At 43.8% G+C, this 25,516-nt stretch carries 25 protein-coding genes; 13 read left to right on the top strand and 12 right to left on the bottom strand.

What is annotated here, in order from left to right; all coding sequences use genetic code 11:
* The first annotated feature begins 2 nt into the window (after positions 1 to 2).
* From Q4Q46_RS19755 to Q4Q46_RS19735, 5 genes are all read left to right on the top strand, one after another.
* On the top strand, positions 3 to 875 hold the full coding sequence (locus Q4Q46_RS19755; RefSeq protein WP_311906856.1) for an enoyl-CoA hydratase-related protein: 873 nt from the start codon (positions 3 to 5) through the stop codon (positions 873 to 875).
* A complete protein-coding gene (locus Q4Q46_RS19750; protein ID WP_311906855.1) occupies positions 875 to 2,935 on the top strand; it encodes an acetyl/propionyl/methylcrotonyl-CoA carboxylase subunit alpha in 2,061 nt (686 codons plus the stop codon). The genes Q4Q46_RS19755 and Q4Q46_RS19750 overlap by 1 nt, the downstream gene beginning before the upstream one ends.
* Positions 2,936 to 3,859 (top strand): hydroxymethylglutaryl-CoA lyase, encoded by a 924-nt coding sequence (locus Q4Q46_RS19745; RefSeq protein WP_259516200.1) that lies wholly within the window; start codon positions 2,936 to 2,938, stop codon positions 3,857 to 3,859.
* An 84-nt stretch (positions 3,860 to 3,943) separates the two neighbouring features.
* On the top strand, positions 3,944 to 4,648 hold the full coding sequence (locus tag Q4Q46_RS19740; RefSeq protein ID WP_063884906.1) for a CoA transferase subunit A: 705 nt from the start codon (positions 3,944 to 3,946) through the stop codon (positions 4,646 to 4,648).
* A 129-nt stretch (positions 4,649 to 4,777) separates the two neighbouring features.
* Positions 4,778 to 5,434, top strand: a complete 657-nt coding sequence (locus Q4Q46_RS19735; RefSeq protein ID WP_311906854.1) for a 3-oxoacid CoA-transferase subunit B — start codon at positions 4,778 to 4,780, stop codon at positions 5,432 to 5,434.
* A gap of 65 nt (positions 5,435 to 5,499) precedes the next feature.
* Here Q4Q46_RS19735 and Q4Q46_RS19730 read toward each other — a convergent pair whose 3' ends face one another.
* Positions 5,500 to 5,931, bottom strand: a complete 432-nt coding sequence (locus tag Q4Q46_RS19730) for a hypothetical protein (RefSeq protein ID WP_311906853.1) — start codon at positions 5,929 to 5,931, stop codon at positions 5,500 to 5,502.
* A 70-nt stretch (positions 5,932 to 6,001) separates the two neighbouring features.
* Here Q4Q46_RS19730 and Q4Q46_RS19725 point away from each other — a divergent pair, with 70 nt between their 5' ends.
* The 8 genes from Q4Q46_RS19725 (at position 6,002) to Q4Q46_RS19690 (ending at position 12,795) form a co-directional block, all read left to right on the top strand.
* A complete protein-coding gene (locus Q4Q46_RS19725) occupies positions 6,002 to 7,027 on the top strand; it encodes a hypothetical protein (RefSeq protein ID WP_311906852.1) in 1,026 nt (341 codons plus the stop codon).
* A gap of 136 nt (positions 7,028 to 7,163) precedes the next feature.
* Positions 7,164 to 7,766, top strand: coding sequence for a DJ-1/PfpI family protein (locus tag Q4Q46_RS19720; protein ID WP_311906851.1), 603 nt, complete (start codon positions 7,164 to 7,166; stop codon positions 7,764 to 7,766).
* Between the two features lie 38 nt (positions 7,767 to 7,804).
* On the top strand, positions 7,805 to 8,116 hold the full coding sequence (locus tag Q4Q46_RS19715) for a cytoplasmic protein (protein WP_311906849.1): 312 nt from the start codon (positions 7,805 to 7,807) through the stop codon (positions 8,114 to 8,116).
* A 110-nt stretch (positions 8,117 to 8,226) separates the two neighbouring features.
* Positions 8,227 to 8,985, top strand: coding sequence for a sulfite exporter TauE/SafE family protein (locus Q4Q46_RS19710; RefSeq protein WP_311906848.1), 759 nt, complete (start codon positions 8,227 to 8,229; stop codon positions 8,983 to 8,985).
* A 202-nt stretch (positions 8,986 to 9,187) separates the two neighbouring features.
* Complete coding sequence (locus Q4Q46_RS19705) at positions 9,188 to 10,390, top strand: PQQ-dependent sugar dehydrogenase (protein WP_311906847.1); 1,203 nt, start codon at positions 9,188 to 9,190, stop codon at positions 10,388 to 10,390.
* Positions 10,391 to 10,891: 501 nt separating this feature from the next.
* Positions 10,892 to 11,029 carry a hypothetical protein gene (locus Q4Q46_RS19700; RefSeq protein ID WP_237709435.1) on the top strand — a complete coding sequence of 46 codons (138 nt, stop codon included), beginning with the start codon at positions 10,892 to 10,894 and terminating at the stop codon, positions 11,027 to 11,029.
* Positions 11,030 to 11,252: 223 nt separating this feature from the next.
* Complete coding sequence (locus Q4Q46_RS19695; RefSeq protein WP_311906846.1) at positions 11,253 to 12,170, top strand: IS5 family transposase; 918 nt, start codon at positions 11,253 to 11,255, stop codon at positions 12,168 to 12,170.
* A gap of 187 nt (positions 12,171 to 12,357) precedes the next feature.
* Complete coding sequence (locus Q4Q46_RS19690; RefSeq protein WP_006083674.1) at positions 12,358 to 12,795, top strand: hypothetical protein; 438 nt, start codon at positions 12,358 to 12,360, stop codon at positions 12,793 to 12,795.
* On the opposite strand, the gene Q4Q46_RS19685 is transcribed toward Q4Q46_RS19690, so the two are convergent.
* From Q4Q46_RS19685 to Q4Q46_RS19635, 11 genes are all read right to left on the bottom strand, one after another.
* Positions 12,788 to 14,035 (bottom strand): CDP-glycerol--glycerophosphate glycerophosphotransferase, encoded by a 1,248-nt coding sequence (locus Q4Q46_RS19685; protein ID WP_006083675.1) that lies wholly within the window; start codon positions 14,033 to 14,035, stop codon positions 12,788 to 12,790. The two genes, Q4Q46_RS19690 and Q4Q46_RS19685, sit on opposite strands and share 8 nt — an antisense overlap.
* 8 nt (positions 14,036 to 14,043) lie before the next feature.
* Positions 14,044 to 14,475, bottom strand: a complete 432-nt coding sequence (locus Q4Q46_RS19680; protein WP_006083676.1) for an adenylyltransferase/cytidyltransferase family protein — start codon at positions 14,473 to 14,475, stop codon at positions 14,044 to 14,046.
* A gap of 2 nt (positions 14,476 to 14,477) precedes the next feature.
* Positions 14,478 to 15,923 carry a sugar phosphate nucleotidyltransferase gene (locus tag Q4Q46_RS19675; RefSeq protein ID WP_311906844.1) on the bottom strand — a complete coding sequence of 482 codons (1,446 nt, stop codon included), beginning with the start codon at positions 15,921 to 15,923 and terminating at the stop codon, positions 14,478 to 14,480.
* Between the two features lie 10 nt (positions 15,924 to 15,933).
* A complete protein-coding gene (locus tag Q4Q46_RS19670) occupies positions 15,934 to 17,874 on the bottom strand; it encodes a WecB/TagA/CpsF family glycosyltransferase (protein ID WP_311906843.1) in 1,941 nt (646 codons plus the stop codon).
* 274 nt (positions 17,875 to 18,148) lie between these two features.
* Entirely contained in the window at positions 18,149 to 19,204 is a 1,056-nt protein-coding gene (locus Q4Q46_RS19665; RefSeq protein WP_063883077.1) for a glycosyltransferase family 2 protein, read from the bottom strand.
* The gene (locus Q4Q46_RS19660) at positions 19,201 to 20,541 is read right to left on the bottom strand and encodes an oligosaccharide flippase family protein (RefSeq protein WP_063883078.1); all 1,341 of its coding nucleotides are present in this window, start codon (positions 20,539 to 20,541) and stop codon (positions 19,201 to 19,203) included. The genes Q4Q46_RS19665 and Q4Q46_RS19660 overlap by 4 nt, the downstream gene beginning before the upstream one ends.
* Positions 20,542 to 20,752: 211 nt before the next feature.
* Positions 20,753 to 22,006 (bottom strand): O-antigen ligase family protein, encoded by a 1,254-nt coding sequence (locus Q4Q46_RS19655; protein WP_006083680.1) that lies wholly within the window; start codon positions 22,004 to 22,006, stop codon positions 20,753 to 20,755.
* Positions 21,961 to 23,376, bottom strand: a complete 1,416-nt coding sequence (locus Q4Q46_RS19650) for a GumC domain-containing protein (protein ID WP_006083681.1) — start codon at positions 23,374 to 23,376, stop codon at positions 21,961 to 21,963. Before Q4Q46_RS19650 ends, Q4Q46_RS19655 begins: the two co-directional genes overlap by 46 nt.
* Before the next feature lie 13 nt (positions 23,377 to 23,389).
* The gene (locus Q4Q46_RS19645) at positions 23,390 to 24,631 is read right to left on the bottom strand and encodes a polysaccharide biosynthesis/export family protein (RefSeq protein WP_006083682.1); all 1,242 of its coding nucleotides are present in this window, start codon (positions 24,629 to 24,631) and stop codon (positions 23,390 to 23,392) included.
* A 23-nt stretch (positions 24,632 to 24,654) separates the two neighbouring features.
* A complete protein-coding gene (locus Q4Q46_RS19640; protein ID WP_006083683.1) occupies positions 24,655 to 25,011 on the bottom strand; it encodes an STAS domain-containing protein in 357 nt (118 codons plus the stop codon).
* A gap of 314 nt (positions 25,012 to 25,325) precedes the next feature.
* On the bottom strand, positions 25,326 to 25,516 hold a 191-nt coding region (locus Q4Q46_RS19635), incomplete at its 5' end, for a transposase (protein ID WP_263185794.1).

The raw sequence follows: 25,516 nt of genomic DNA, 5'->3' as shown, positions 1-25,516 counted from the left end.
TAATGACAGATACATTAAACAGCACTAGCGGCACAAAGGATTTAAGCAACTTGCAGCACGTCACTTACGCGCTCAATAACGGCGTTGCCGAGCTTATTCTTGACCGAGCAGAAGTACACAACGCCTTCGATGAAGTGATGATTAGCGAGATGATTAGCGTCCTTAGCTATTTTGCTAAGCACAAGCAATGCCAAGTGCTGGTACTCAAAGCAAACGGCAAAAACTTCAGCGCCGGCGCCGATCTCAATTGGATGCGCAAGCAAGCCAAAATGGACTTTGAGCAAAATCTAAATGATGCCAAAGCCTTAGCAAAACTGATGCAGGATTTAGATACCTTTCCAAAACCCACCATTGCATTAGTGCAAGGCGCTGCCTTTGGCGGTGCACTGGGGCTGATTTGCGCCAGCGATATCGCTATCGCAACGACGCGCGCCAGTTTTTGCTTGAGCGAAGTGAAACTCGGATTGATTCCTGCGGTGATAAGCCCTTACGTTGCCCGCGCTATGGGTAACCGTGCATCACGCCGCTACATGTTAACGGCTGAGCGTTTTAGTGCCGACACAGCATTAAAGCTTAATGTCATTCATGAGATCAGCGATGACTTAGACGCCGCCGCAAAGCCTATGATTGACGCGCTACTGGCCAATAGTCCGCAAGGCATGGCGTGGGTAAAAACACTGCTGTCGCATCTTGAAGATGGCGTGATAGACCAAAACACCATTGATTACACTAGCGAGCGTATCGCCCGCATTCGGGTATCAACCGAGGGCCAAGAAGGCTTAAACGCCTTTTTTGAGAAACGTCTGCCTAACTGGCAACAAGCGCTCTCAACTCCCCCCACGCAAAAGCCAAGTGATACCCAAGGAGCCCTTTGATGTTAACCAAGCAAATGTTTACCAAGCTATTGATTGCTAACCGCGGTGAAATCGCCTGTCGCATCATCAAAACCGCCCATGCCATGGGTGTTCGCACCGTTGCCCTATATTCCGATGCCGATAAAGAAGCGCGCCATGTCGCCATGGCCGACGAATCTTTCTATCTAGGTGGCAGTGCGCCGGCAGACTCCTATTTAAAGGGCGATTTGATTATCGACATCGCCAAAAAAGCCGGCGCCCAAGCCATCCACCCAGGTTATGGTTTCTTATCTGAAAACGCCGACTTTGCCCGTAAATGTGAAGCCGCAGGCATCGCCTTTGTTGGCCCAGGTAGTGATGCTATCGATGCCATGGGCAGCAAAAGCGCCGCCAAATCTATTATGACGGCGGCAAACGTGCCCTTAGTGCCGGGTTACCACGGCGATGACCAAACCGATGCGACCTTAAAAGCGGAGGCACTGAAAATCGGCTTCCCTATGCTGATTAAAGCGGCGTATGGCGGCGGCGGTAAAGGCATGCGTATCGTCGAGAATGAAGGCGAAATCATGGAAGCCGTTAACTCGGCGCGCCGTGAAGCGGCCTCTTCTTTTGGTAACGATAAGTTATTGATGGAGCGTTATTTACGCCAGCCGCGCCACGTCGAAGTACAAGTGTTTGCCGACACCTTTGGTAACGCGATTTACTTATCGGATCGCGACTGCTCGATTCAACGTCGCCACCAAAAAGTGGTCGAAGAGGCACCAGCACCAGGCTTAAGCGATGCACTGCGTGCCCAAATGGGTGATGCGGCCGTCGCGGCAGCTAAAGCCATCGATTATGTTGGCGCGGGAACGGTAGAGTTTCTGTTAGATACGGACAATAGCTTCTATTTCATGGAGATGAACACCCGTCTGCAGGTTGAGCACCCTGTCACCGAAATGGTCACAGGCCAAGATTTAGTCAAATGGCAATTGCTGGTCGCCAGCGGTCAGCCACTGCCCCTTAAGCAAGATGAAGTGCGTATTCACGGCCATTCCTTTGAAGTGCGTATTTACGCCGAAGATCCGCAAAATGAGTTTTTACCCGCCAGCGGTAAGCTCAACTTTTTGCGTGAACCTGAGCAAAGTAAGTTTGTCCGTATCGATTCGGGTATTCGTGAAAACGATGTGATCAGTAACTTCTACGATCCTATGATTGCCAAGCTTATTGTTTGGGATGAATCGCGCCCGCGCGCCCTGCAACGTTTAGTGCATGCCTTAGAGTCGTATCAAATTAGCGGTCTTAAGCACAACATTGAGTTTTTGGCGAACATTGCCGAGCACCCAGCGTTTGCTAATGCCGACTTTAGCACTGACTTTATTGGCCGTTATGGCGACACCTTAATTGGTACAGCGTCAAGCGAAGCCGACACTGCGCTTGCCTTTGCCGCGCTGTATCAAGTGCTTGCCCGTAAAGAAGCCGCCAAAGCGCAAGCGATCAACAGCGCAGATCCTTACTCACCTTGGGGTCAAGTGAGCGGCTTTAGACTCAACAGTTGTAGCCAACACAATATTGCCCTGCTCGATGACGCCCATGAATTACAGCAGTTGGTGATGCTCGATTTAGGCGGCATGTATCAGTTGCCACTGCACGGCCAAGATTGGTTGCTCAATGGCGAACTGAAACAAGACTTACTGCTCGCCGAAATCAACGGCCATAAGAGTAAAGTGCCGGTTAGCGCACAAGGTGATGACTTTACGCTGTTTTTATCCTCTGGCAGTTACCACTTCAAAGCAGTGCAAACACTCGTGGTCGAAGAGCAAGCCAGCAATGCTGACAAGTTAAAAGCACCGATGAACGGCACGGTAGTGACCCATTTAGTCGATGTCGGCACACAAGTGAAAGCAGGCCAAGGTTTGCTAGTGATGGAAGCCATGAAGATGGAATACACAATCGAAGCGCCCTTTGATGGCATAGTCAGTGAATTCTACTTTAAGGCAGGCGAGCTAGTGACCGATGGCGCAACCTTGCTCAACGTTGAGCCGCTAAGTGAAGCGCCGCTCGTATCTGACGACGAGCCAACCGCGACCAAGGAAGCCTAGATGTCGTTAGTCAATCTAAGCCAAGCAGCGGACGCCAAAGACAGGGTTAGTATCTTCGAGATGGGCGCGCGCGACGGCCTACAAAACGAAGTCGCCGTGCCGACGGCAGCTAAAATCGCCTTGATTGAATCACTGGCTGATGCAGGGCTTAAGCGCATCGAAGCCGGCAGTTTTGTGTCACCTAAATGGGTGCCACAAATGGCCGATTCAGCCGATGTGCTCAAGCAAATACAGCGTCAAAGCGGCGTGGTGTATAGCGCGCTCACGCCCAACGTCAAAGGCTTTGAACTGGCACTGGATGCAAAAGCTTCCGAAGTAGCGATATTTGGCGCCGCCTCACAAAGCTTTAGTCAGCGCAATATCAACTGCTCGATTGAAGAGTCGATTGAGCGCTTTATCCCTTTGATGGAATTAGCAAAAGCGCACAATATTCCGGTGCGCGGCTATGTGTCCTGCGTGCTCGGCTGCCCCTACGAAGGTGAGATAGCGGTCAGTGAAGTGGCCCGCGTGTCTGAAATCCTTTACAAAATGGGCTGTTACGAAATATCACTCGGTGACACTATCGGTGTAGGCACGCCGCAAAAAGCCCGTAGAATGCTGCAAACTGTGAGTGAACGAGTGCCTATTGAGAAACTGGCGCTACACTTTCACGACACCTATGGCCAAGCACTCGCTAACATTTTGGCCTGCTTAGACTTAGGTGTGCGGGTGTTTGACTCCTCGGTTGCAGGTCTTGGCGGCTGCCCCTATGCCAAAGGCGCGTCGGGCAATCTTGCCACCGAAGACTTAGTGTATATGCTGCACGGCATGGGATTCGAAACGGGTATCGATTTACAAAAACTCGCGTTAGCAGGACAAGCTATCAGCACGCAGTTGAATCGCAACAACGGCTCGAAAGTGGCCACGGCCCTGTTAGCAAAATAGAACAACAATAATTAACGACAACAACCGTTATTGAAAACGCGCGTTATTTCCCGCGCGTTTTATACAGCATAAAAGGACATCACAATGGCAGGACTCAATAAAGTCGTCAGCAGCTATGAAGAAGCGTTAAACGGCTTATCAAACGACATGACCATTATGGTCGGCGGCTTTGGCCTGTGCGGCATTCCCGAAGGCTTAATCAATCAAATGGTTAAGATGGGCGTTAACGGTTTAACGGCGATATCAAACAACGCTGGCGTTGACGACTTTGGCCTTGGCTTACTGTTAAAACATCGCCAAATCGCCACTATGATCGCCTCTTACGTGGGCGAGAACGCCACTTTCGAGCAACAAATGCTCTCTGGCGAACTGAACGTGATTTTAACGCCCCAAGGCACGCTGGCGGAAAAGATCCGCGCAGGCGGCGCAGGTATTCCGGCATTTTTCACCGCTACAGGCTACGGCACGCCAGTCGCTGATGGCAAAGAAACCCGCGAAATCAAAGGTCGCCATTACGTATTAGAAGAGTCGCTGACCGCAGATTTTGCCTTAGTGCGCGCATGGAAAGCCGATACCATGGGTAATTTGGTGTTCCGTAAAACCGCCGCCAACTTTAACCCTATGATGGCGACCGCGGGCAAAATCACTGTGGTTGAAGCCGAGTTTATTGTTGAGCCGGGCGAGCTAGATCCAGATCATATCCACACGCCGGGCATCTATGTTGACCGCGTTATTCAAGGCAAGTTCGAGAAACGTATCGAGCAGCGCACGGTAAAAGCCGCGAAATAAAAGGCGCTGGCAAAACCTTGAAACACAGTTAACGCAATTGGCACTTAGCTCCCTAAAGTAAAAAAACTAAGGGTAAAATCCTAAGATTAAAGGCCAAAGCGTCAAAGCCAAATAGAAAGGATAGATATCATGGCATTATCAAGAGAACAACTGGCTCAGCGCGTCGCCAAAGAATTAAAAGATGGCTACTACGTCAACCTCGGCATCGGCATTCCAACACTGGTCGCTAACTATATTCCGAGCGGCATGGAAGTCATGCTGCAATCAGAAAACGGCCTACTCGGCATGGGTGAATTCCCGACCGAAGACACCATAGATCCCGATTTAATCAACGCGGGTAAACAAACCGTTACCGCAGTCAAAGGCGCTTCATTTTTTTCATCGGCGGAAAGCTTTGCCATGATCCGTGGCGGCCATGTGGACTTAACCGTGCTCGGCGCCTTTGAAGTCGATGTGAACGGCTCTATCGCCTCATGGATGATCCCCAGCAAACTCATCAAAGGCATGGGCGGCGCGATGGATTTAGTCGCGGGCGCCGAAAACATTATCGTGACTATGATGCACGCCGATAAATACGGCAATTCTAAACTGCTACCCGTGTGCGAATTGCCGCTAACAGGTTACGGCTGCATTAAACGTGTCGTCACAGATTTAGCCTTTATAGAAATCAAAGATGGCGCATTCCATTTACTTGAGCGCGCACCAGGTGTCAGCGTCGAAGAAATCGTCAGCAAAACTGCTGGCAAGTTAATCGTGCCAGAGCATGTACCAGAAATGGTGTTTTAAGCGTTCTCTAAAATGCGCAAGTAACGTATAGCGGCTAAGGTTGAAACTCAAGTTAGTTTGAAGCTTTAACCTAAAGAATTTTGAGCGTTAACCGACGTTTTACGATACCAACAAGGCCCAAAAAATGATTCTGGGCCTCGTTGCTTTTGTTGTCCCCACGAAGCGGAGAACCATGAGTAAAATTCACCACCAGCTTGTTCACTACAAACCTTGTTTTCTGTGAGCTTTTGCAGTCTAGGTACTTTTTGAGAGCTTATCGCCATAAACAGCACTAATGCTCTGGCAACACGCAGTAAACCCATCCTTGGGGGCTCAACGAAAAAGTCCCTTTTTCCGATGGTCGCCAACGCAAGAGTGCGGTTTACTCCCCATCCCAGCATATTCAATAATGAACAATGTCGCGCATTAAACTGATAACACCATATGTTAGCAAGGTTCTTTGCTGGCGAATGTGTGTTCACCATCGCTACAACGGAGTCGCTTAATGCTTGCTTCAAAAATGCTACAGATAGTCATATTTGACGCCGTTGCGGTAAACTTACCGCAACCTAAATAATAAGGATGCACATGCTGTTAGACAAATTTCTCAATAAGCGCAGTCGCAGCCGCAAGCTGATGCGCGATTATGCCAAAAACGTCTTTGAATATGACCAGTATTTACTGACCGATTATATCGACAGCGGGGTAACAGAAGGTTTTGAGAGAATTAAGCCATACCGCGAGTTTGATGAGGACTTTCGCCAGTGGGAGTTGTTTGGTGCCGAATTCGGCGTACCCGAATGTTATTTGGCCGATGTGGCGCAACTTGCGTATATAGAATCTGGCAGGCTTGAGGCGGCGCCGCTGATGCGCTCGCTCGCTTACGGTTATTTTGCAACCGCCATTGATTACTATAAATATTGCTCATCGATAGAAAAAACTGGCGGGATAGCAAACGCTATGTGGTCTACAATCAGCGTGTTTCGGCTTGTGCTGATGCTGTTAGCTGGGCTTAAAAACGAGGCGGACGAGCTGTACCACGCTGATGCAACCGCGCGGCGTTCGGGCTGGATTGTTCGCTCCCATGGCTTTATTGGCGATTTTTTGGTGCTGCTGTATGGCCGTTATCTGGGGCATATCGAGCCGCCTTTTACCACTGAAGTGCAAGTGACACTGCGAAAAACAGCTCCTTTCTCCTATGCGTCATTTTTAGATAACTGGGATACACAGGATATCGAATTCATCAGCACTATGCTGCAAACCCTCTGCGATGATCAGGTAGAACAAGCGATCATCGGGGATAAAAAGTGTTTTTTTGAGTTCCACAATGGACATCTATCATACATACCCTTGACGGCGTTAATGCTGCTAAAGCTTCGTGACCTCAGGGGCTTGCCTAATCCGCAGTTCAGTCATCCGGCCTTTGGCGATGTAACGGCTTTGTTTGAACAAGTCTGCACAGCGTTTAGCGACTATGTCGCAGCAGAGAAGATCCTGCGGATTGAAGATGCAGCCGATGAAGTGTTAACCAACACATTAACCAGAATGCAAAGCCAAGATTTTGATGCCCATGCTATTTTCGCCAAGCGACTGCCATCGTTTAGTGCTGGTTAAGATTTTGATTAACCAAATTTTCATAAAAAATGGATAACCAATAAAATCATGATTCTATTCATATTGAGGACCCAAGGCTTAAGGTTGAGCATATTCAAGCCTTAAGTCATCCACAATGCAAGCCAGAGGAAAGCTTATGTACCAGATTGCGATTGTGATATTTGATGAATTTACCGATATCGATTTCTTCTTAATGCGCGATATTCTCGGCAGGACAAAAACCGATTGGACAGTAAAAGTACTCGGGACCAAACCTAGCCACATATCAAGCTTGGGGATGACGGTTGCAACCGATGGTCATGTGGCCGAAGTCGCTGATGCCGACGTGGTATTATTCAGCAGTGGTTACAAAGGCGTACCTGCGGCACTTGCTGATACTGAGTTTATGTCCGCCCTTAAATTAGATCCCACACGACAATTGCTTGGCAGTATCTGCGCTGGGTCATTCTTCTTTGCCAAATTAGGGCTACTCGACAATCTCTCGGCAACGACTCACCCCGATGCAAAACCTGCCCTAGTTGCCATGGGCGTCGATGTAGAAGACTGCGCCCTCGTGATTAATGGCAATATTGCCACTGCGGGCGGCTGCCTTTCCTCACTCTATTTAACGGGTTGGGTTGCGGAGCGTTTATTCGACAGTGCGAAACGCCGCGAAATTCACAGGCAGCTTATTCCTGCCGGCCAAGCTGATATTTATGAGACGCTGATCCAATCATCAATAGCAGCTGCAATTCGCTAGCAAGTGGTTTAGGTTCGCCGCAAGAAGCAAGGGACTCCATGATTACACTGAAAAATCTTCTCGGGGCAATCAAAGCCGAGCACCAGATCACCACCCAGAGTGAACTTGCGGCTTTGCTGTCGCAAAATGAATTACTCGTACAGCAAATCCAAACTGCAGATGCGCAGCATTGGGTGCATTTTGCCAAGAATACCTTCGATGGTTGGTACTGTATTCGAACACCTATGCTCAGTACCTTTGAAGTTTACTACCAAGAACGCGGGCAAAATTGCTGGGGAGAAGATGTTTTTACCGAGCAAAGTGGAGCCATAGCTACAGTTATTTTTATGTCTGGCATTTGGGATATCTAAATCATCCTGTTAGGGTGAACTAGTTTGATTGACTCACGAGAACAGACTCATTCTTAGTACTCAAATAAACTCTCTGTTTAACTCTCTCATTGTCCAAAGGAGCGGTATCTATGGACTGGTTTATTATTGCACTCGCTGGCTTTTTAGGCGGAATGCTCAATGCGGTTGCCGGCGGTGGCAGTTTTATTACCCTTTTGGCGTTAGTGTTTGTCGGGGTTCCACCGATTGCGGCGAATGCAACGGGGACTGCTGCGTTGTTGCCAGGATATATCGCCAGTGCTTGGCGTTTTAGAAAGGATATCGAATATCCGGCGAGTCTTAGCCTTAAGCATCTGATCTTGATTGCCCTTATCGGCGGCAGTATTGGCGCAGGTATTTTGCTGACCACCAGCGAGCAAGTCTTCGCAAAACTGATCCCTTGGCTGATTTTACTGGCCACCGCGGCCTTTATTGTTGGTCCTTGGTTACTCAAACGAAGAATCGCTGAGCAAGGCGAAAACACCTCTACGCCAATGTTAAGTCCGATGACAGCACTGATAATGCTGTCGACTGTGTGTATCTATGGTGGTTATTTTAATGGTGGCTTAGGCATCATACTGCTCGCGAGCTTTGGGCTGATGGGCCAGACCAATCTGCATGGGATGAACGGTCTTAAAAATCTCATTTCTGCCCTGCTCACCGCCATCGCCGTTGTGGTTTATGCCGCGGGCAATGTTATCGATGGGCAATATCTGTTGCTGCTTGCTGTGATGGCGATTATCGGCGGCTATGTGGGCGCGGCGCTGGCCTATCGTATTTCACAGCCCTTGCTGCGCGGCTTTATTGTGATTGTCGGTTTAGCGATGGCCTTAGGCTTTTTCATGCGCTAGGCTTTTCATGCGTGAAACAAGGTTTTAATACATAAAGTTTTAATACGTTAGCCTTTGAATGCATTAGCCAACGCGCAGTTCTTGGACTCAAAGGAACAAGACAGTGAGCTTCGATACAAGGTCACATCGATAAATTGCCCTTAAGTTATTGAATTGTTACTCTGTAACATCATTTAGGAAAGCACTGTGACTAAGGATAGCGATGAAACGGATCACCTTTAAACTAAGCAGCTTGAAGCTAAAGACCTTGAAGCTCAGCACCTTAAGTCTTGCCCTGTGTCTTGTTGCAAGCTCGCCCGCTATTTACGCGCAAAACACTAGCGCAACAAGCATTAGCGTCAAAACGGAAACGGGCAATATTCAGGTAAAAACCATAGCCCAAGGGTTAGAAAATGTCTGGGGTATGGCATTTTTACCCGACGGCAGCATGCTAGTGACTGAACGCGCCGGCAGAATGCGCATTGTCAGCGCCGCAGGTAAAGTGGGTGAACCCTTAACGGGTTTGCCACCACTATATGCCAAGGGCCAAGGTGGTTTACTCGATGTCGTGCTTGCACCAGATTTTGCCAGCAGCAAAAAAATCTATTTCAGTTATTCAGAACCCGCAGAAGGTGATGCAAGTGAACTCAATAGCACTGCGGTGAGTTTTGCGACTCTCAATGGCAACAAACTTGAAAATCTCAGCCGCGTTTTTAGTCAGCAACCCAAAATCAACAGCGGCCACCATTTTGGTTCTCGTTTGGTGTGGGCGCCTGACGGCACGTTGTTTATTACGCTTGGCGACCGCTACAGCGAAAAAGATAGCGCCCAAACATTAGACAATCATTTAGGCAAAGTGGTGCGGATTAATGCCGATGGTTCTGTGCCTCAAGAAAACCCCTTCGTTAATACGGCGGGCGCTTTGCCCGAGATCTGGTCTATCGGTCATCGCAATATGCAAGGCGCGGCCATTAATCCCACCAGCAAAGTATTATGGACTGGCGAGCATGGACCGCAGGGCGGCGATGAACTCAACATTGATGAGGCGGGCAAAAACTATGGCTGGCCTGTGATTACCTATGGTGAGAATTACGGTGGCGGCAAAATCGGCGAAGGCACCCACAAAGCTGGAATGGAGCAACCCGTCTACAAATGGGTTCCCTCAATTGCCACGGCGGGCTTTATATTTTACACGGGCGATAAATTTCCACAGTGGCAAAATAATATTTTACTCGCCAGCCTAAAGGAAAAAACGCTAGTACGTTTAGTGCTTGATGGCGACAAGATTATTAAAGAAGAACGGCTGCTAAAACATGAATTGGGGCAAAGATTACGCTCAGTCGTACAAGGGCCTGATGGGTTGATTTATCTTGTGACTGATGAAGCGAAATCAAAAATTTACCAGATCTCACCGCAGCAATCTTAAGCACTCGCTTTAACCACAGCCTTTTAACCAGTGCAACAAGCTCAATGGTGGGAGATAAATAAAGTTCGATACTGAATCGTCACATGTGCTTGATTCTACTGCGCCCGATTGAATACGTGGCAAAATAAAGCATCATACTCATCTGCGCTTAGGTGCATAAATCAAGCAGCAATTGAGTATTAAAGTTTCATACTCAAGATAACTCATTTTTGGACAAAAACGCGTTAGGTTTTTTACTCTAATCAGTTGGTTTCGGATTAATATTTCTATGGGGTAACGCCGCGTTAAGGGGTGAATGCCGCCTAAATCAACTTTCCGCAGACGACCTTCACCATAAAACTCATCGCTTACAAAAAATGCCACGCGGCATGAATCCCTCTTAAACGCTTTGTTGAACGAAGCCGCTTTGCGGCAGGAACAAGATAAAACCATCCTTTTGCCCCTCATCCTAAATACTTGCTAGACGCGACCTGCTTCGGTCGCAAACCTAGGAGTATCATCATGGACATTCTCGAACAACAACGCTTTGATTTACTTTATGAACAACATCTTACCAACTTAACCTTGCAAGGCAAGCGGCCTGCAATCATTGATGCCTATAGCCGAGCGATACGCCGCATTGCGACTTATTTTAACTGATGCCCCTACACCCTGACTACCGATGATTTGAAGCGCTATTTTGTCGATTTGATTGCCTCCCATTCATGGAACACTGTCGAACTCGACCGCAACGGCTTGAAGTTTTTTCTACTTTCACGTCCTCAACAAATCTTGGCAATGGCTTAAGGCGTTGTTGAACAAATCAGTGAACTAATCGGTGTTGCCATGATCAGATCTCCTGACTCACCTTCAGGAAGGCAACATGGGCAAATCAATACGTAAAATCGTTAATTGGAAGCAATACAACCAAGCGTTAGTGAACCGTGGTTCGCTCACCTTCTGGGTGGATGAAGCTGCTGTAAACGCGTGGTACTGCCATGAGCATCATGGCGGGCGTGGACGCGGGTTTAGCTATAGTGATGTGGCGATTGAAACCGCGTTGATGGTCAAAGGCATCTTTAGTTTATCGTTGCGTGCGCTAGAAGGCTTTCTCAACTCATTATTTACATTGATGAATGTTCCACTAATATCACCTGATTACACCTCTATCAGTAAACGCGCTAAGACAGTCAATATTCAGTACCGCAACCCCAGTCGCGGACCGATAGCGCATGTTGTTGTCGATGCCACGGGCCTGAAAGTGTTTGGTGAAGGCGAATGGAAAACGCGCAAGCATGGCAGCGAAAAACGCCGCACATGGCGCAAGTTGCACTTAGCCACAGATGCAAGCACTAACGAAGTCGTTGCAGCTGAAGTCAGTCTTGTGTCAGTAGGCGATAATGAAGTACTGCCGACTTTACTCAATCCTTTACGGCGAAAGATAATGCAGGTATTGGCAGATGGGGCTTATGATACAAAGGGTTGTTATCAATTACTGCGACGTAAAGGCTGCAAAGCTACCATCCCACCGCGCTCAAATGCGGGGTTATGGGAAAAGGGGCATCCACGCAATGAAGCCGTAGAAGCACTGAAAGCGGGTCAGCTGAAACAATGGAAAATCGATAACGGCTATCACCAGCGCTCTCTAGCAGAGACCGCCCTGGGCCGATATAAACAATTGAATAGTCCAATGCTAAGTTTGCGTGACTACAATGGGCAAGTCGCAGAGGCCTTGGCTGGTGTGAAGGCGATGAACAAAGTCATTAGATTGGGTATGCCCGTTCGCCAGCAAGTTGCTTAATCGGCCAGAAGTCTTGGAACGATTACGTTCTATGAAATGATTTAATCAACAACGCCATGGCTTAATATTGTTAAGCCACCACAGACTGAACCCCATATATGTCCGATGGTGTTAGACCAGAACATTATGTATTTTGTGGCTTTATCGCTTTCGGTCTATAATGTGAGTTACTATTTTCTTAAAAAAAATGGAAAAATTAGAAGAGTTTTACATAGCCGAACTAGCGAATATTCGACAAGATCCCATTATTTCCAAGTTACTTTCAAAGTTGCCGCCGGAGATAAGTGATAGCTATACGAATGAGCAACTAATGGGTATTAGAATTGCCTTAGGTGACCGTACTTGGGGTAAGCATTTTGTTGATAGTCGTGGTACTTTTTCGCTTCCATTTATTAAGTGGCGTTTTTACTATGTGTTTCTCTTAGGTAAAAATAAACGCGCTTATACTCGCCGTGAAAAGCGGTTTTCATTGCTGGCCTTCTCTACATTAGTGCTCGGTTTTATGCTACTGAGCGTACTGTTTGGACTGCTGCTCTTATATCTACTGAAATCATCCCTAGGTATTAATATTTTCCCCGAGATATCATTAGGAATTTGGGATTGGTTTAAAGACCTATTTAACTAATTTGTGTATTTAATGGAGACTTTAGTAAATTGCGGCGACAGATATAACGTTCAAGCAGCTCAAAGCAGTCTGAATGTTCATTCATTTCTTGCCAATAGAGTTTTTGTAATTGTGTATAGGCAAGATGTAACGTTTCTGTCTGTTTTTTTGATGTATTATTTTTTAATATGTTTATTAATTCTTCGAACCCATATGCAATTAGCCCAGCTTGTGGTAGACATTGACTATATTCGTAACAATTACGGCTATTTTTAATATAGCTTTCATGGTCGAAAAGGTAGAAAACTATAGGGATATTTAACGGTAATACATCAATAAATAAAGATGAATAATCCGTAAGTAACAGATCTACTTGATGTAAGATACCGTAGACATCCTCCCAACTGCTGATATCTCTTACATTAGGGTATGCACTAAAGTGTTTAGCATAATGTCTTTCATTCGGGTGTAATCTTAACAAAAACAAGCAGTCTGAATTGACTAAAAACTGGGATAACACACCCCAGTTGAAGGCTTTTTCGTAGGGGGATTGTACTGTTTCAGTATTACTTAAGTTGGCATCTCGCCAAGATGGGGCATACAGTATGACCTTTTTATAGCTTGTACCATCAGGTTTTGAATTGATACTTTGACATTTATCCGGATAGCGGCGATAAAAATCAGTTCTTGGATTACCGCAACTGAGCAATTGTTTTTTTTGTAATCTGAAGGCGCTGCAAAATAAACGGTCAACTAATGGACTTGGACTGAGCATCAACTGAGGTCGAACATATTCTTGGTGATACAGTAGTGAATGCCAAGTTTTTTGCCAATATGAATTGGATTGATACTTATGCGCTAGAGGTCCGTGGTCTATATCAAACTCAATCCTTTTCAACGGGGAACCATGCCAGAGATTGATTTTAATTGAACCACTAGCAAACCACTGATTGACGTCACCAATATAACTATTATATATGTAAAATCTTGCCGTTAGTGCATGATAAACACCTTCTAAACTCCATCGTTCATAGGCGATAAATCCTTTTTTCCTCAGCGCGTTAACTAGTGATGCATCACCACTAATCCAAATTACATGCATAAATTTATTTTTGTGCCAGTGCAGATATAAATATTTACTGTTATCCGCAAAAAGGTTTTTATAGCAACCAAATACAGCTTTATTTCCTTGCCGCGGAAAAAACCATGAAAGACCATAAATACATTTCTTTAATAATGAAGTAAATAAGTTTGTTTTCATGATGAACCTCACTTAATCAAGGCGGAGGATGGCAATCTGATGCAGTTTGAGCGAGGGACTGCCAAGTTGGTTTTGATTTCAGTGGTTGAAATAGCATCTGTTCTTTCCAAATAAATCACTTGGCAAAACTCTTTTAAATAATCAAATTTCCCCTGCCAATCAGAACCCATACCAAAGATATTCACATTGAGTTCTACAATATCTTTAGCTTTTTGCTGCCAGTGAGTTTCAGGTATCACTAAATCTACATATTTACAGGCACTTATCATCTCTATACGTTGCTGGTAATTAAAAAAAGCCACTTTTCCTTTGAGAGAATTAAACTCATCTGTTGATACACCAACAATAAGTTTATCTCCCATCGCTTTGAGTCTTTGAAATAATCTCACATGACCATAGTGGAACAGATCATAGGTACCATAAGTGATGATTGATTTCATGATTAATTCCTCTTGCTTGAGTGAGAGTCAATATGGGCTTGTATTGATTGTGTACCCAAGGCTGAATGTACAGCCCTAGAATTTTGTTTTAATAGTTGACGAACTTGATCACGTTTATTCTTTGCCTTGAAGTCTTGCTCTATAATGATTTTTTCTTCTTCTGGTATAGCATATGGTGCGAGTAATTGAACTGGGCCATAAACGCCATGCTTACTTGGTTCTTGTGCTGTATATGGTGATTGCTCTGTTTTTGCACTCAATCCCATTAGATGCAATTTTCCGAGGCACACATGGTAAAGCTGAGGTAATAATGCAAGACCTTGATATGGAATATTAAAGCGCCAACTGTTAAGCAATTTATTTTGATTACTTATTAATTGCATTTTGATAAAGCCATGCCATGAATGTATGACTCCCCAAGTAAACAGTATGGGCCAGAGTGGCAGGCTTAAACATAATAATAATAGGGAAATTAGCCGAATTAAAAAAGACTCAGTATGGGGTATCTGTTTATGACTTGTGGAAATTAATCTAGGATCATTGATTTTTATCGCGGATTTTAGCCCTACATTAATAAGTACATTCTGACTAATAATGCAGTTATCAATATTGAGACCTTCGCCAACAAAGCTATTATCTAAAATTAAGCAATCATTTAAATTACAATCTTTTTCAATCAGACACTTATTGCCAATAACAATTTTATTTTGCATGTTTACGTTAGGTGCAATCCATGTTTGTTCACCTATGGCTCCCCAAGCATGTAGTCGCGAAAGTAACCCTGTTCTTGTTTTGGCTCCTAAGTAAAAATATTTAGTCGGTTTGATACTGGCACTCGGACGTCCCGAGGCTGTCAGCCCGTAAAAGCTTGCATCTGCGATTGTCAAGTTGGCGTAAAGATAGGATTCAAAGCTATCGAGCATGGCGCATTGACCATGTAAAATTTCAGTTATAGCTTCCGCACATAATGTGGTGTTGTCTAATGGCCAATCGAGTAAATGTAAGTGATTTTGGGCCGCTGGCAGCATTAATAATCCTGGATTTAAATCAGCTAGCTTCGGGCGTACTAAGCGTAATTTTATGTTTTTGCTATAATTAACGAAGCAATTTATACAAGGAGAGCGCAATATATCGCCTCGAGCAACTAAGGTTTCCTCATTTAAATCCAGTTTCATTCGTGACATAACTTGAGTAACCGATTCCTGTACTTTAGTCAGGAAATATTCAATCTTTACACCCCAGCGGCTACCATCACCTAAATAAGCTTCTATCTTTTCAGCATGGCTTGAAATAACCAGCTTAACTTGAGTGATTCCTGCATCTGCAACATCTTCGAGCGTATACTCAATTAAGGCTCGATTTCCCACTGGTAGTAGCGCAGGGCAATATTGCTCATCCAATGGCGATAACTCATTTCCATGACGATTCGCGAAAATAATGGCTTGCATAGCATTCTCCTTAATAGGCACCGCGACTGAAGATAACTGCAGGGATTGTTTTAATTAACAAATAGATATCCTCAGTTAGAGACTGTTGATAGATGTAATCAACATCCAGCTCGACTTGCCTGTCAAAAGGAATATTTGAGCGTCCAGATACTTGCCATATACAAGTAATTCCAGGCTTTACTTGTAATCTACGGCGGTCACTGGGGCTATATTGAGCGACTTCTCTAGGTAATGCTGGGCGCGGTCCAACAAGGGACATATCGCCGAGTATGACATTCCAAAGTTGAGGTAACTCATCGATAGAGGTTTTTCGAATAAATTTACCGATGCGAGTGATTCTGGGGTCACATTTCATTTTAAAAATAACCCCACCTTGCATTTCGTTAGTCTTTTGTAGGCTTGCTAAGCGAGCCTCTGCATCCTGATACATAGATCGGAATTTCCACATAGTAAAAGTGTGATTGAACTTCCCAACCCTTTGTTGGCTAAAAAGGACCGCTCCTGGTGATTCGAGGCGAATGAATAACGCCACAAGCAGAAGTAAGGGCGCCAGTAACACCAATGCAAATGCTGCAACACTCACATCCAAACTGCGTTTGGCAATACGATTAAGTAATAAGCGCAGTTGAATACGGCCGCAGCGTTGCTGTGTGCTGGATTTACTCAAATTTGGATAGTTGATTACGTTGGTTTTTGTTTCAGATTGATGTGGTTTCTGATTATTAAGTTGGCGTACTTCTTTTCTTACTCTTAATAAAAACAAAGGATTACCAAATATGTAGCGACGCCACATGCGCCTAGGCTCTTGTATTAGGCGCCAAATCCATTCCATACCCATTTGTCTTAACCAGAGTGGTGCTCTGTTGATGCGATTAGAATAAAAGTCGAATAGACCACCTACACCAATACCAACGGCGGGGCTTAACTTAGAATGATATTTTGCAAGCCACAGTTCTTGTTTAGGTGCACCCATTGCAACAAGTAAAACTGCTGCACCTGATGAGTTAATGATTTTAAGAACCGATTTCGTGTCGGCTTCATGGAAAAAACCATGATGAGTTCCCGCAATCTTAAGCATAGGATGTGAAAGTTGTAATTGTTGCGCAGCTTGATGTGCCACTTCTGGTGCGCCGCCTAATAAAAACAGGGACAGTTCTTCTTTTATCAATTGCTCACAAAGTAGTGGGAGCATATCGGTGCCATTGAGATTAGCTTTTAATCCAACACCTAGCCAACGGCAAGCTATTCTAGCGCCGATTCCGTCGGCAAAAATCGCTTCACAGTTATTTAACTCACGATGGTACTGACTGTCTGTGTAAGCTTTATTGAGGCAGTCAGCATTAACAAAAGCAAATTGAGTTAGGCTTTTCGCCGGTGTTTTTGCTTTCGACACAATAAGATTTAGCATGCCATTCATCGTTGCATTGTGTAGTGACAACCCAAATAGTGAAATTCGCTCTGCTTGTGATGTATTGTTGGAAGTTAATGCACTATTAATTGTGACTCTGACTAAAGCTAAAAGGTAATTCCACAGACTTGAATATGCTTTCCGTAAAGAGGGTAAACTGTCTTCAAAGTCGATGCCTATCCTGCGTTGCATCGATGAAATTGACACTAAGCCTGGACGGCAAAAAAGCACTGGTTTTGGTTCAAACGAAAAATGAACTTCATCACCCAGTAGACCTATATCACCTTTTATAATATTAATAATAACAGGTAGTTGATGAGTCCACCCTTGATAGGGGAATTGATATAAACCGACCAGGTTATCGGTTCCATGAATATAAACGCGCTCTAGCTTAGTTTTATTCATGACTTTGAGATAAAGATAAATACATGAGATTAGAGGGAAGAAAAGCAGCAATGCAGCTAGTGCGATAATGCGATCTGCGAATTGTATTGACCAAAGAGTTGGTATACATGTTTTACTCAGGTTCAATGTGTTCATCATTAACTCCTAACTGACTTTATTGGTTGCTCAAGAGTTACTGCTACTTATTATTTAACTCAGAGCCTTTACCTAACAATGCACAATGTAGGCCATACTTTAAACTCATTGAAAATCATTGATTTAACTTATTTTTTAACAAAGAAAATTTCTTATTTGCAGTTTGCAATGCAAGCTGCAAATAAAAGTCGGAATAAATCAAACGAACTACAGTGATAAAGTTTAACGTTAGGGTTATTAACCCGCATGTGCATATGCGGGATAAGGTCGATAAAGATTACTTAAGATTTGATGACAATACTGAAGGCTTTACACCATCACGTTTAATCCGCATTTTTTGGCGGTATCCTATATAATACTGCCCCGCAGTTTCACAGATTTTGTAGATACTGCTGGGTAGTAACCACTGCAAATAAGCTGCAAATAGCGTTGTTAGTGTGCGACTCGTCTCTGTGATCAATATTGTCGGCGAGGTAATTAAAGCTTGATTAACTAGATTTTTTGCCATTTTCCCATCCCCAAGGCGAATAGCTTGCCGTGCTAAATAGCGAAGTTGATAGGCTCTAGCTGCATTTTCGTGAATCTTTAAGATTTTAGGCGCGAAACGGCGTGCTTTAGTTATCATTTGCTCCCAAGACGCGAGCTGCTTAGTTAAGTTTGACGATAAACCACCATGATTTAATCGGTAATAAGTTAAGGGTTCGGGAATACCTTCCATTTTCCACTGTGTGGTGGCCAAAATACGAAACCAGCATTCAATATCCTCTGACTGGCGAAAATTTTCATCAAAATAACAACTGTAGCTTTCGGTATGATTCAATGCTTGAAAACGGATTTCATTCAATGTTTCGCGGCGGATCACAGGGGCGGAACCATTACCAACTGGGTTTCTGCACAGTAGATGACCAGGATTTATGTTGGTTAATTGTGGCATTTGGAAAAAGTTAATAGGATTTCCATGGTAATCAATAAAACTAGACCGTGAAAAGCTGATCCCTACCTTTGGAGAGTTTTTCAGGTGCTCAACATGGAGCATTAATTTATCAGGATGCCAAAGGTCATCCGAGTCGATAAAAGCCACATAGCGACCAATTGCGTGGCGTATTCCAGTATTACGCGCCGCGGCCAGCCCTTTGTTAGCAGTATGGGTCACTATTCTTATGCGACTATCGGAGAAGTTCTGGCATTTAGCTAAACTGTTATCGGTTGCGCAATCATTCACTATGATGAGTTCAAAATCAGTATAACTTTGAGCTAACACGGACTGAATCGCCTTAGACACAAAGGCTTCAACATTGTAAACAGGCATAATGACTGAAACTGAAGGGATCATAATGAACCTCCTAATGAGGGAGATAGAGTGATTAAGCCAAGTTTTTTGGCCGTGGGTTTCATAACAAAATAAGCAAATAGTGGCATGTAAATCAGGTAGCAAACGAAGATATTCATGGCGACAGTTGTAAGTCCCCACAGTGATCCTAGGCTTATAGCAAGAGTGAGAAGCGCAACAAATCCAAAATTGCACAAGAGATTTAATTGATTTAGGCCGCTTGAGATGAGCAGTTGGCTTGCAGCTTCACCTAATGGGCGCGTTAAACCACTTAAGCACAGCAAAATAAATATAGGCAAAGCGCCAGCATCAAGCCAATGTTCGCCATAAACAATCGGTAAATACCAAGGTGCGAGTATGCTTTGCAAGCTAATAATGGGAAGTGTAACTAACATGATACTGAGCAGGGCGTGACGGTATTTCTGTAATGCGTTTTCACTATCGGGATGACAGAGGTGGGAGTAAAACGCGGTACCAAAACTTTGTACTAGGCCAAGGCTTACACCTAAACTGGCATTTACTGCAAAAAAATATACACCAAGTGCTTCTACGCCTAAAAAATAACCTACTAATAAATAATCGATATTCTGTCTTAATGCTAAACTAAAATCCCCAATACCTACCATAAGTCCGAAGTGCAATAAATTCCGGCATTTTTGTGCACAGGAATGTTTAATAAAATATTTCCCTTGTCTATCAAAAATTGATGTCGAACTGATGGTGAGATGATTGTGATAACGATGGATCCCTATCCAAATTAATACTACCAACACTTTGGGAATAACTATTCCCCATATTCCAAAACCACAAAGTACCAATATTGCAGTAAGAACACTATCAGCAATGGTTTGCCAAAGACTTGCTCTACCAACAACGCGCATTCTATTGTTTCTTAAGTTTGCTGTGGCATAGATCATACCAAAGGGGAGTAATAAGAAGCTTGTTGCCATGAGTATCATAGGCTTAACTATCGACATATCTTGATAGTAAATAGCGATGGGGCCACTGAGTAAGCTCAAGGCAACAAAAGACGATAAACACACAAACCAGTTAAGTCCGTTGGCACTGGCTAAATGGGATATGAAATCAGAGTCTTGCATTTTTATTAATGGTGCAGAGGTTATTCTGCGAATAAAAATACTTATAATTTCAAACGAAGTTAGAATAATTGCCACTTGGCCAAAGATATCTGGCGTGAGTAAACGCGCAAGAATAATACTGCTGCCTAAACGAACGACACGCCCTAATACCTGTGCTGAACCAAGCCAAAGCATATTAGTTGCAAGGCGTTTAGTGCCTTGTATGTGCCATATGGCACCTATCTGCGCTAACGTTTTCATCAAACAACCTATTCAACTGAGTTTGTCCTGATGAGGTAATACAGTTTCTGTGCCATAATTCAAAATTTTATTAATTTTATTAAATAACAATATCTTAGGTTTGCTTGTGATAATGAGTATAGTCGATGCTTTTGTTATAAACATTTGTTGGTTGCAAAATGCAAATCAAGATGCAAATAACACGTAAGAGGCCGGTATCGTAAAATAAGGCTTAATTGGTGGGGTATTTAGTTTGAGTATGAGCGGCGCCGAGAATAACTAATCCAGGCCAGAAAAGGTAAGCAAGGATCTCGAGATTTTCTCCAAAAGTATATAACAGTAGTATGAGTATAATTGCCATACCAACGGCAGAAAGCCGTGATTGCATAACAGAGGATAGTAGGCAGCAAACGCTTACTATCAGTGGTAATGCAAGCGCTATAGCACCGACAATACCTTTTACGAATAATAACCCATACCAAGTGTGATGTGAGCCTATTGGCATGTATTCAACCATATGGGGACCACGTTCAACTATGCCATGACCCCATATTACGGCCTCATTTGCCCAGCGTTCGACGGCAATATTCCCAAGAGCTTCGCGCACACGAGTTGAATCTGCTCTGGCAGCTTTGACGCTATGAATGCTTGATTCTATCGTGGATAGCACAGTCTCTCCGAGCACCCCGGCCAATAAAAAGACTGGGCTCAATAGCAGATAAAGCCAAGGATATTTAGCATAACGAATAAAATTGAAATAAACGATTAGTGCAAAACAGCAAAGTATCGCAAGTCTTGACTGGGAAATGAGTACCATGATTATGCTCCCAATGATCCCGTACAAACGATAGCGTTTATCCGTTTCCTGAAGAGCAAATAAAAAATACAGATTACCCACCATCCCAAGAGCAGGAGCCCATGGAGTAAATAGGCGCCAGCGTGGAATTCCGCTACCAGGGTCGATTTCATATAAGCTTACGCTGAAAAACTCAGGACCAGGACCACCAATAATACTTAACGGTGAGACATAGAGCGTACTTGGTAAACCTACTCTCCAAGCTAAAATGAATAATGGAAATAGTATTAATGTATGTTTACCGACCACACAGCTAGCCCGATAAATTAATTCTGGTCTTATTTGCATTCCGCCTATGAGTGGGAAAATAGCCAATAATGCCCAGCCCTTTGCCCAGCCGATAGAGGATTTTATCAGCTGAGCAAGACCCAACCCTTCTATTAAATGCCCAATGACTAGGGCAAATAACATGAGTAGCATCGCGCCAATCCAACTTATTACGGGAAAAGAAATGCGTATACCTTCGGCATGGAAGAGTACTCGTCCAATGATCTTAAGAACTAAAATCCAACCAATTACTGGTGCTATTAAATACATAGCGCCAAGGATCCAAAAGATGTAGGTCCCAGTAATTGCTAGCCAAACTACTCGTTCGTCAGGATTCTCTGGAGTAAGGGTTTGCGTATCCATAATATACTCAATCCTGCAATTACCATGATAGAGGCGGCAATGCCACCAATGAGAGTCAAAATAAACCCTAGCTTATCGGCTTTTTCTGGACGGCTGGGCGGTGAAAATAGTTGTAATAAAGGATATGCAGAGAAAATATCAGCTTTACCTACATCTATTTTAGCAATTGCAGAGGTAAATACTGCCGTCGCCAGTTGATGATCTCGATGTAAATCTTCTAATTTAGCGGCATCATCGTTACTGTGTTTTAAGCGAGTTTCCCATAGGTCAATTTGTTCAGTTAATGATGCTAGTTCATCGCTAAACCCTGCATTTTCAGTGGCGAAATTAATTAGTTTTTGCATCAATTCGGCTCGGCCATCAATATCATCCACAGATAGGATCACCATTAATTGTGGATCGCAACGTAAAAGGAGTTTCTGGCAACGACTATTAAGTGCATTTAGCATGACTTTTTGTTCAGTTTTTGCAGTTAAAACTTGGGGATGTTGTTGAGCAAAATTACCGCTTAAACTGACTAAGAGTGAGCTGGACTCAGTATATTTGAGCAATAACTGCTGGAATAATTGATCATTCTTAAGTTTGAGTAGATCCGCAGATTGGCTGGCAGTAAGCGACAGGCTAGACTCCAATAGGTGTTGACTGGCTAGCCCGCCTTCAAGTTTGGCTCTGAGATTGACTTGGCTTTGACGAAGGCGCTCTATTGTGAGTGCCACTTCTTTAAATTGATCGAGAGAAACCAGCCCTGTTTTTGATTGGAATGCTAAAATATTTGACTGACTCTGTTTTACTTTACTGGCGAATCCTTCGAGTCCAATTCTGACCCCATTTTCCCGGATAAGGATTTCATCTGTTCTGAGCTGTGACAACATTATTTGTAAATGTTGATATAGTGCCCATGCTTTTTTCTCGGCTAGCTCTGGAGTCGCGGCATTTATAGTGAATTCCATTAAGCCGGTTTGACTGGGTAACTTCAGTTTAGGCATACCTAATGCCGAAGCCGTGATATTTAGTTCTTTAGCCGTTGTACTGAGTAAAATATCGCTCAAAGCAATAGCCTTATAGTTTTCGCGAGGATCAATTGCCGAACTTAAATAAGGTGAACTGCTTGAACTGCTTGCTTGACCAATACTATCTAAACTTACCATGGCGCCAGCACCTGCGCCGGGTAAAATTAATACCCATTTACTGGTGTAGCGCGTTGGAGTAATGAACAGTATCACGAGTACAAGTAGCCAGATCAAAGCTAAAGTTAATAGTACGGTTTTTATGTATAACTTACGGCGCGCTATTGGAGATAAATTGCTGCCATTGACGAGAGCGCGTTTTATCCACAACAGTTGATGTGTCTCATGACGTGCTTTCATCATAATGTCCTCAGTATTAGAGTAAACCCAAAATACTGGTGGGAATCAGCACATCGGTCAGGCTGCGAGCTATCTCTCGAATATTGGTTATACCTGAGTCATAACAGGCTATGCCGTCACCAGGCAGCAGCACTGGATTCATTTGGGGTTGCCAAGACTGACGGATCAAGCTATCCATTGATCGCTCAACAATATCGGTTTCATCGGATAAGGGATTTCGGGTTACTAAAAGTACATGACGGCTAGCATTAGTACTTTGAGCTCCACCTATACAATTTGCCGCTATCGCTCCTGTGAGTAAGCGTGTGCCATAGGGGAAACGCGTTGCTTCAGTGTCGAGCCCAGATTGAGAATTGCTACTGGCTGGCTGTGTTAAATTTGAAATAAAAACTCTTATACCTGGTATAGTAATTTGTGAAGGCCGTACTAGTTTGTCTTGAAAATTGTGGGAACTGGGAACGAGGATTTGATCTCCCGCACTTAATAAAAAATCGGGAACTGGTTCACCGTTCATTACGCCCGTTAAGTCAAAAGAATACTGTTTATCTCCTCGGATAACCCAGACTTGATTTATTTTTGCATCTGGGCGCACACCACCAGATGAACGCAGTGCGGCACTAATAGTTCTGTCTAGTGCTTGATCTCCGCTATGAATTTTATCGTCGTCTTTGATTTCGGTATCGGATTTTTTATTTATCAAATGTTGGCCAGGTTCAAACACGGCACCAAGTACAGTGACCTCTATAGGAGCCCAAGCGATTGGACTGATGCTGATCCTAATTTTATTAGGGTGCATTAGTTGCTCGTTTACCAAGGTTTGAGCGATCTTTGTTTTAAGCGTATTAATATTACTGCCTTTAGCTAAAATCGGCGGTAAATAAGGTAAGTAAATTTGTCCGTTTGCATCAATCTCAACGTCGGCATTGAAATCATCCCCATTAAAAATACTAATATGTAGCTTATCCCCCACAGAAAGCTGTAAGTTAAGGACGGTTTCTTGATAAAAGTCCGCACTAATCACCTGATTTTCATCAGAATTAAGTACCACGCCCTCTGTTTGACTATTGAGTAGTGCGAGATTTGCCTGTCGTTGATAAGGAACTTGTGTACCGAAGTAATGACAATATTGATCTGACTGCTGCTGGCACAGCTTATCTTGTTGTGAGTGCATAGGGGTGGTGCAGGCACTTAAGGCTAAGCAAAGCAGTGCGGAGCTGCAGTTCAGTACTAATGATTGGTTACCTTGACGGTTATTCATGAGCTTCCCCTTGATATTGATGCTTAATTAACTTGCATCGAACTATGGCTTAGATGTGCGATAGCAGCATCTTGGCATTCATAAATAGTGAAGATTTGATGTAGTCGAGTGAGCTCAATTAATGATCTAACATTATCAGATGGGGATAAGAGTAAAATCTCACCATCGTGTAACTGTGCATATTTAAGGGCAGAGATAAGCACTGATAATCCACTTGAATCAATATACTTCACCTCTTCAAGATTAATAATTAGCCGATTGGTACCATTTTCCATATGCCGCAACAAAGCTGCTCTATGAGTTGGAGTATTGGCCATTATCATTTCAGTTGGGAATGTCACTATGCTCGCATTCTGTTTTTCTATCGGGGAGAATTTCATGATGCTTTCCTCTTTAAGGCTGTTAACAATTTAGTATGCATATTGGGAAAGCATTTATTAGGCCAATACTTTAACTATTGATTTTTAATTGATTTTTAATTGATTTTCTAAATTATCAACTCTGTTTATGGTCGGTTAGCAATTTGCATTGCAAATTGCTAACCATATAAAAGTAGTACTCAATTCTACTATGATTATTCTTGTTTGATTAACCTGTTAAATAATGGTCATCACTGTAGTAAGTGTGAATAGGATTTTTTGAATAGTTTCGCCACAAAACTAGGGTCTGTTGATCTTTGCTGTGCAAATGTTGCTCAGCAATACATCGGCAGCCACATTAACATAAACGCCAGTGACACCATACTGGCGTAATTTCTTGCTAGCTTGTCATATCTTGTTGATATTGCTCGATAGTGCTTAATTCTTCCAAAAGCATTCTCCACTAAATGTCGATACCGATATAAGCACCAATCGACTCTTTCTTGAGGTGTATTCTTATAGCGGC

Origin of the sequence: Shewanella vaxholmensis, from assembly GCF_031932135.1 — a bacterium.
Classification (GTDB): domain Bacteria; phylum Pseudomonadota; class Gammaproteobacteria; order Enterobacterales; family Shewanellaceae; genus Shewanella; species Shewanella hafniensis.
The sequence above is the reverse complement of the archived record's forward strand: the minus strand, read 5'-3'. Positions and strand labels throughout refer to the sequence as shown.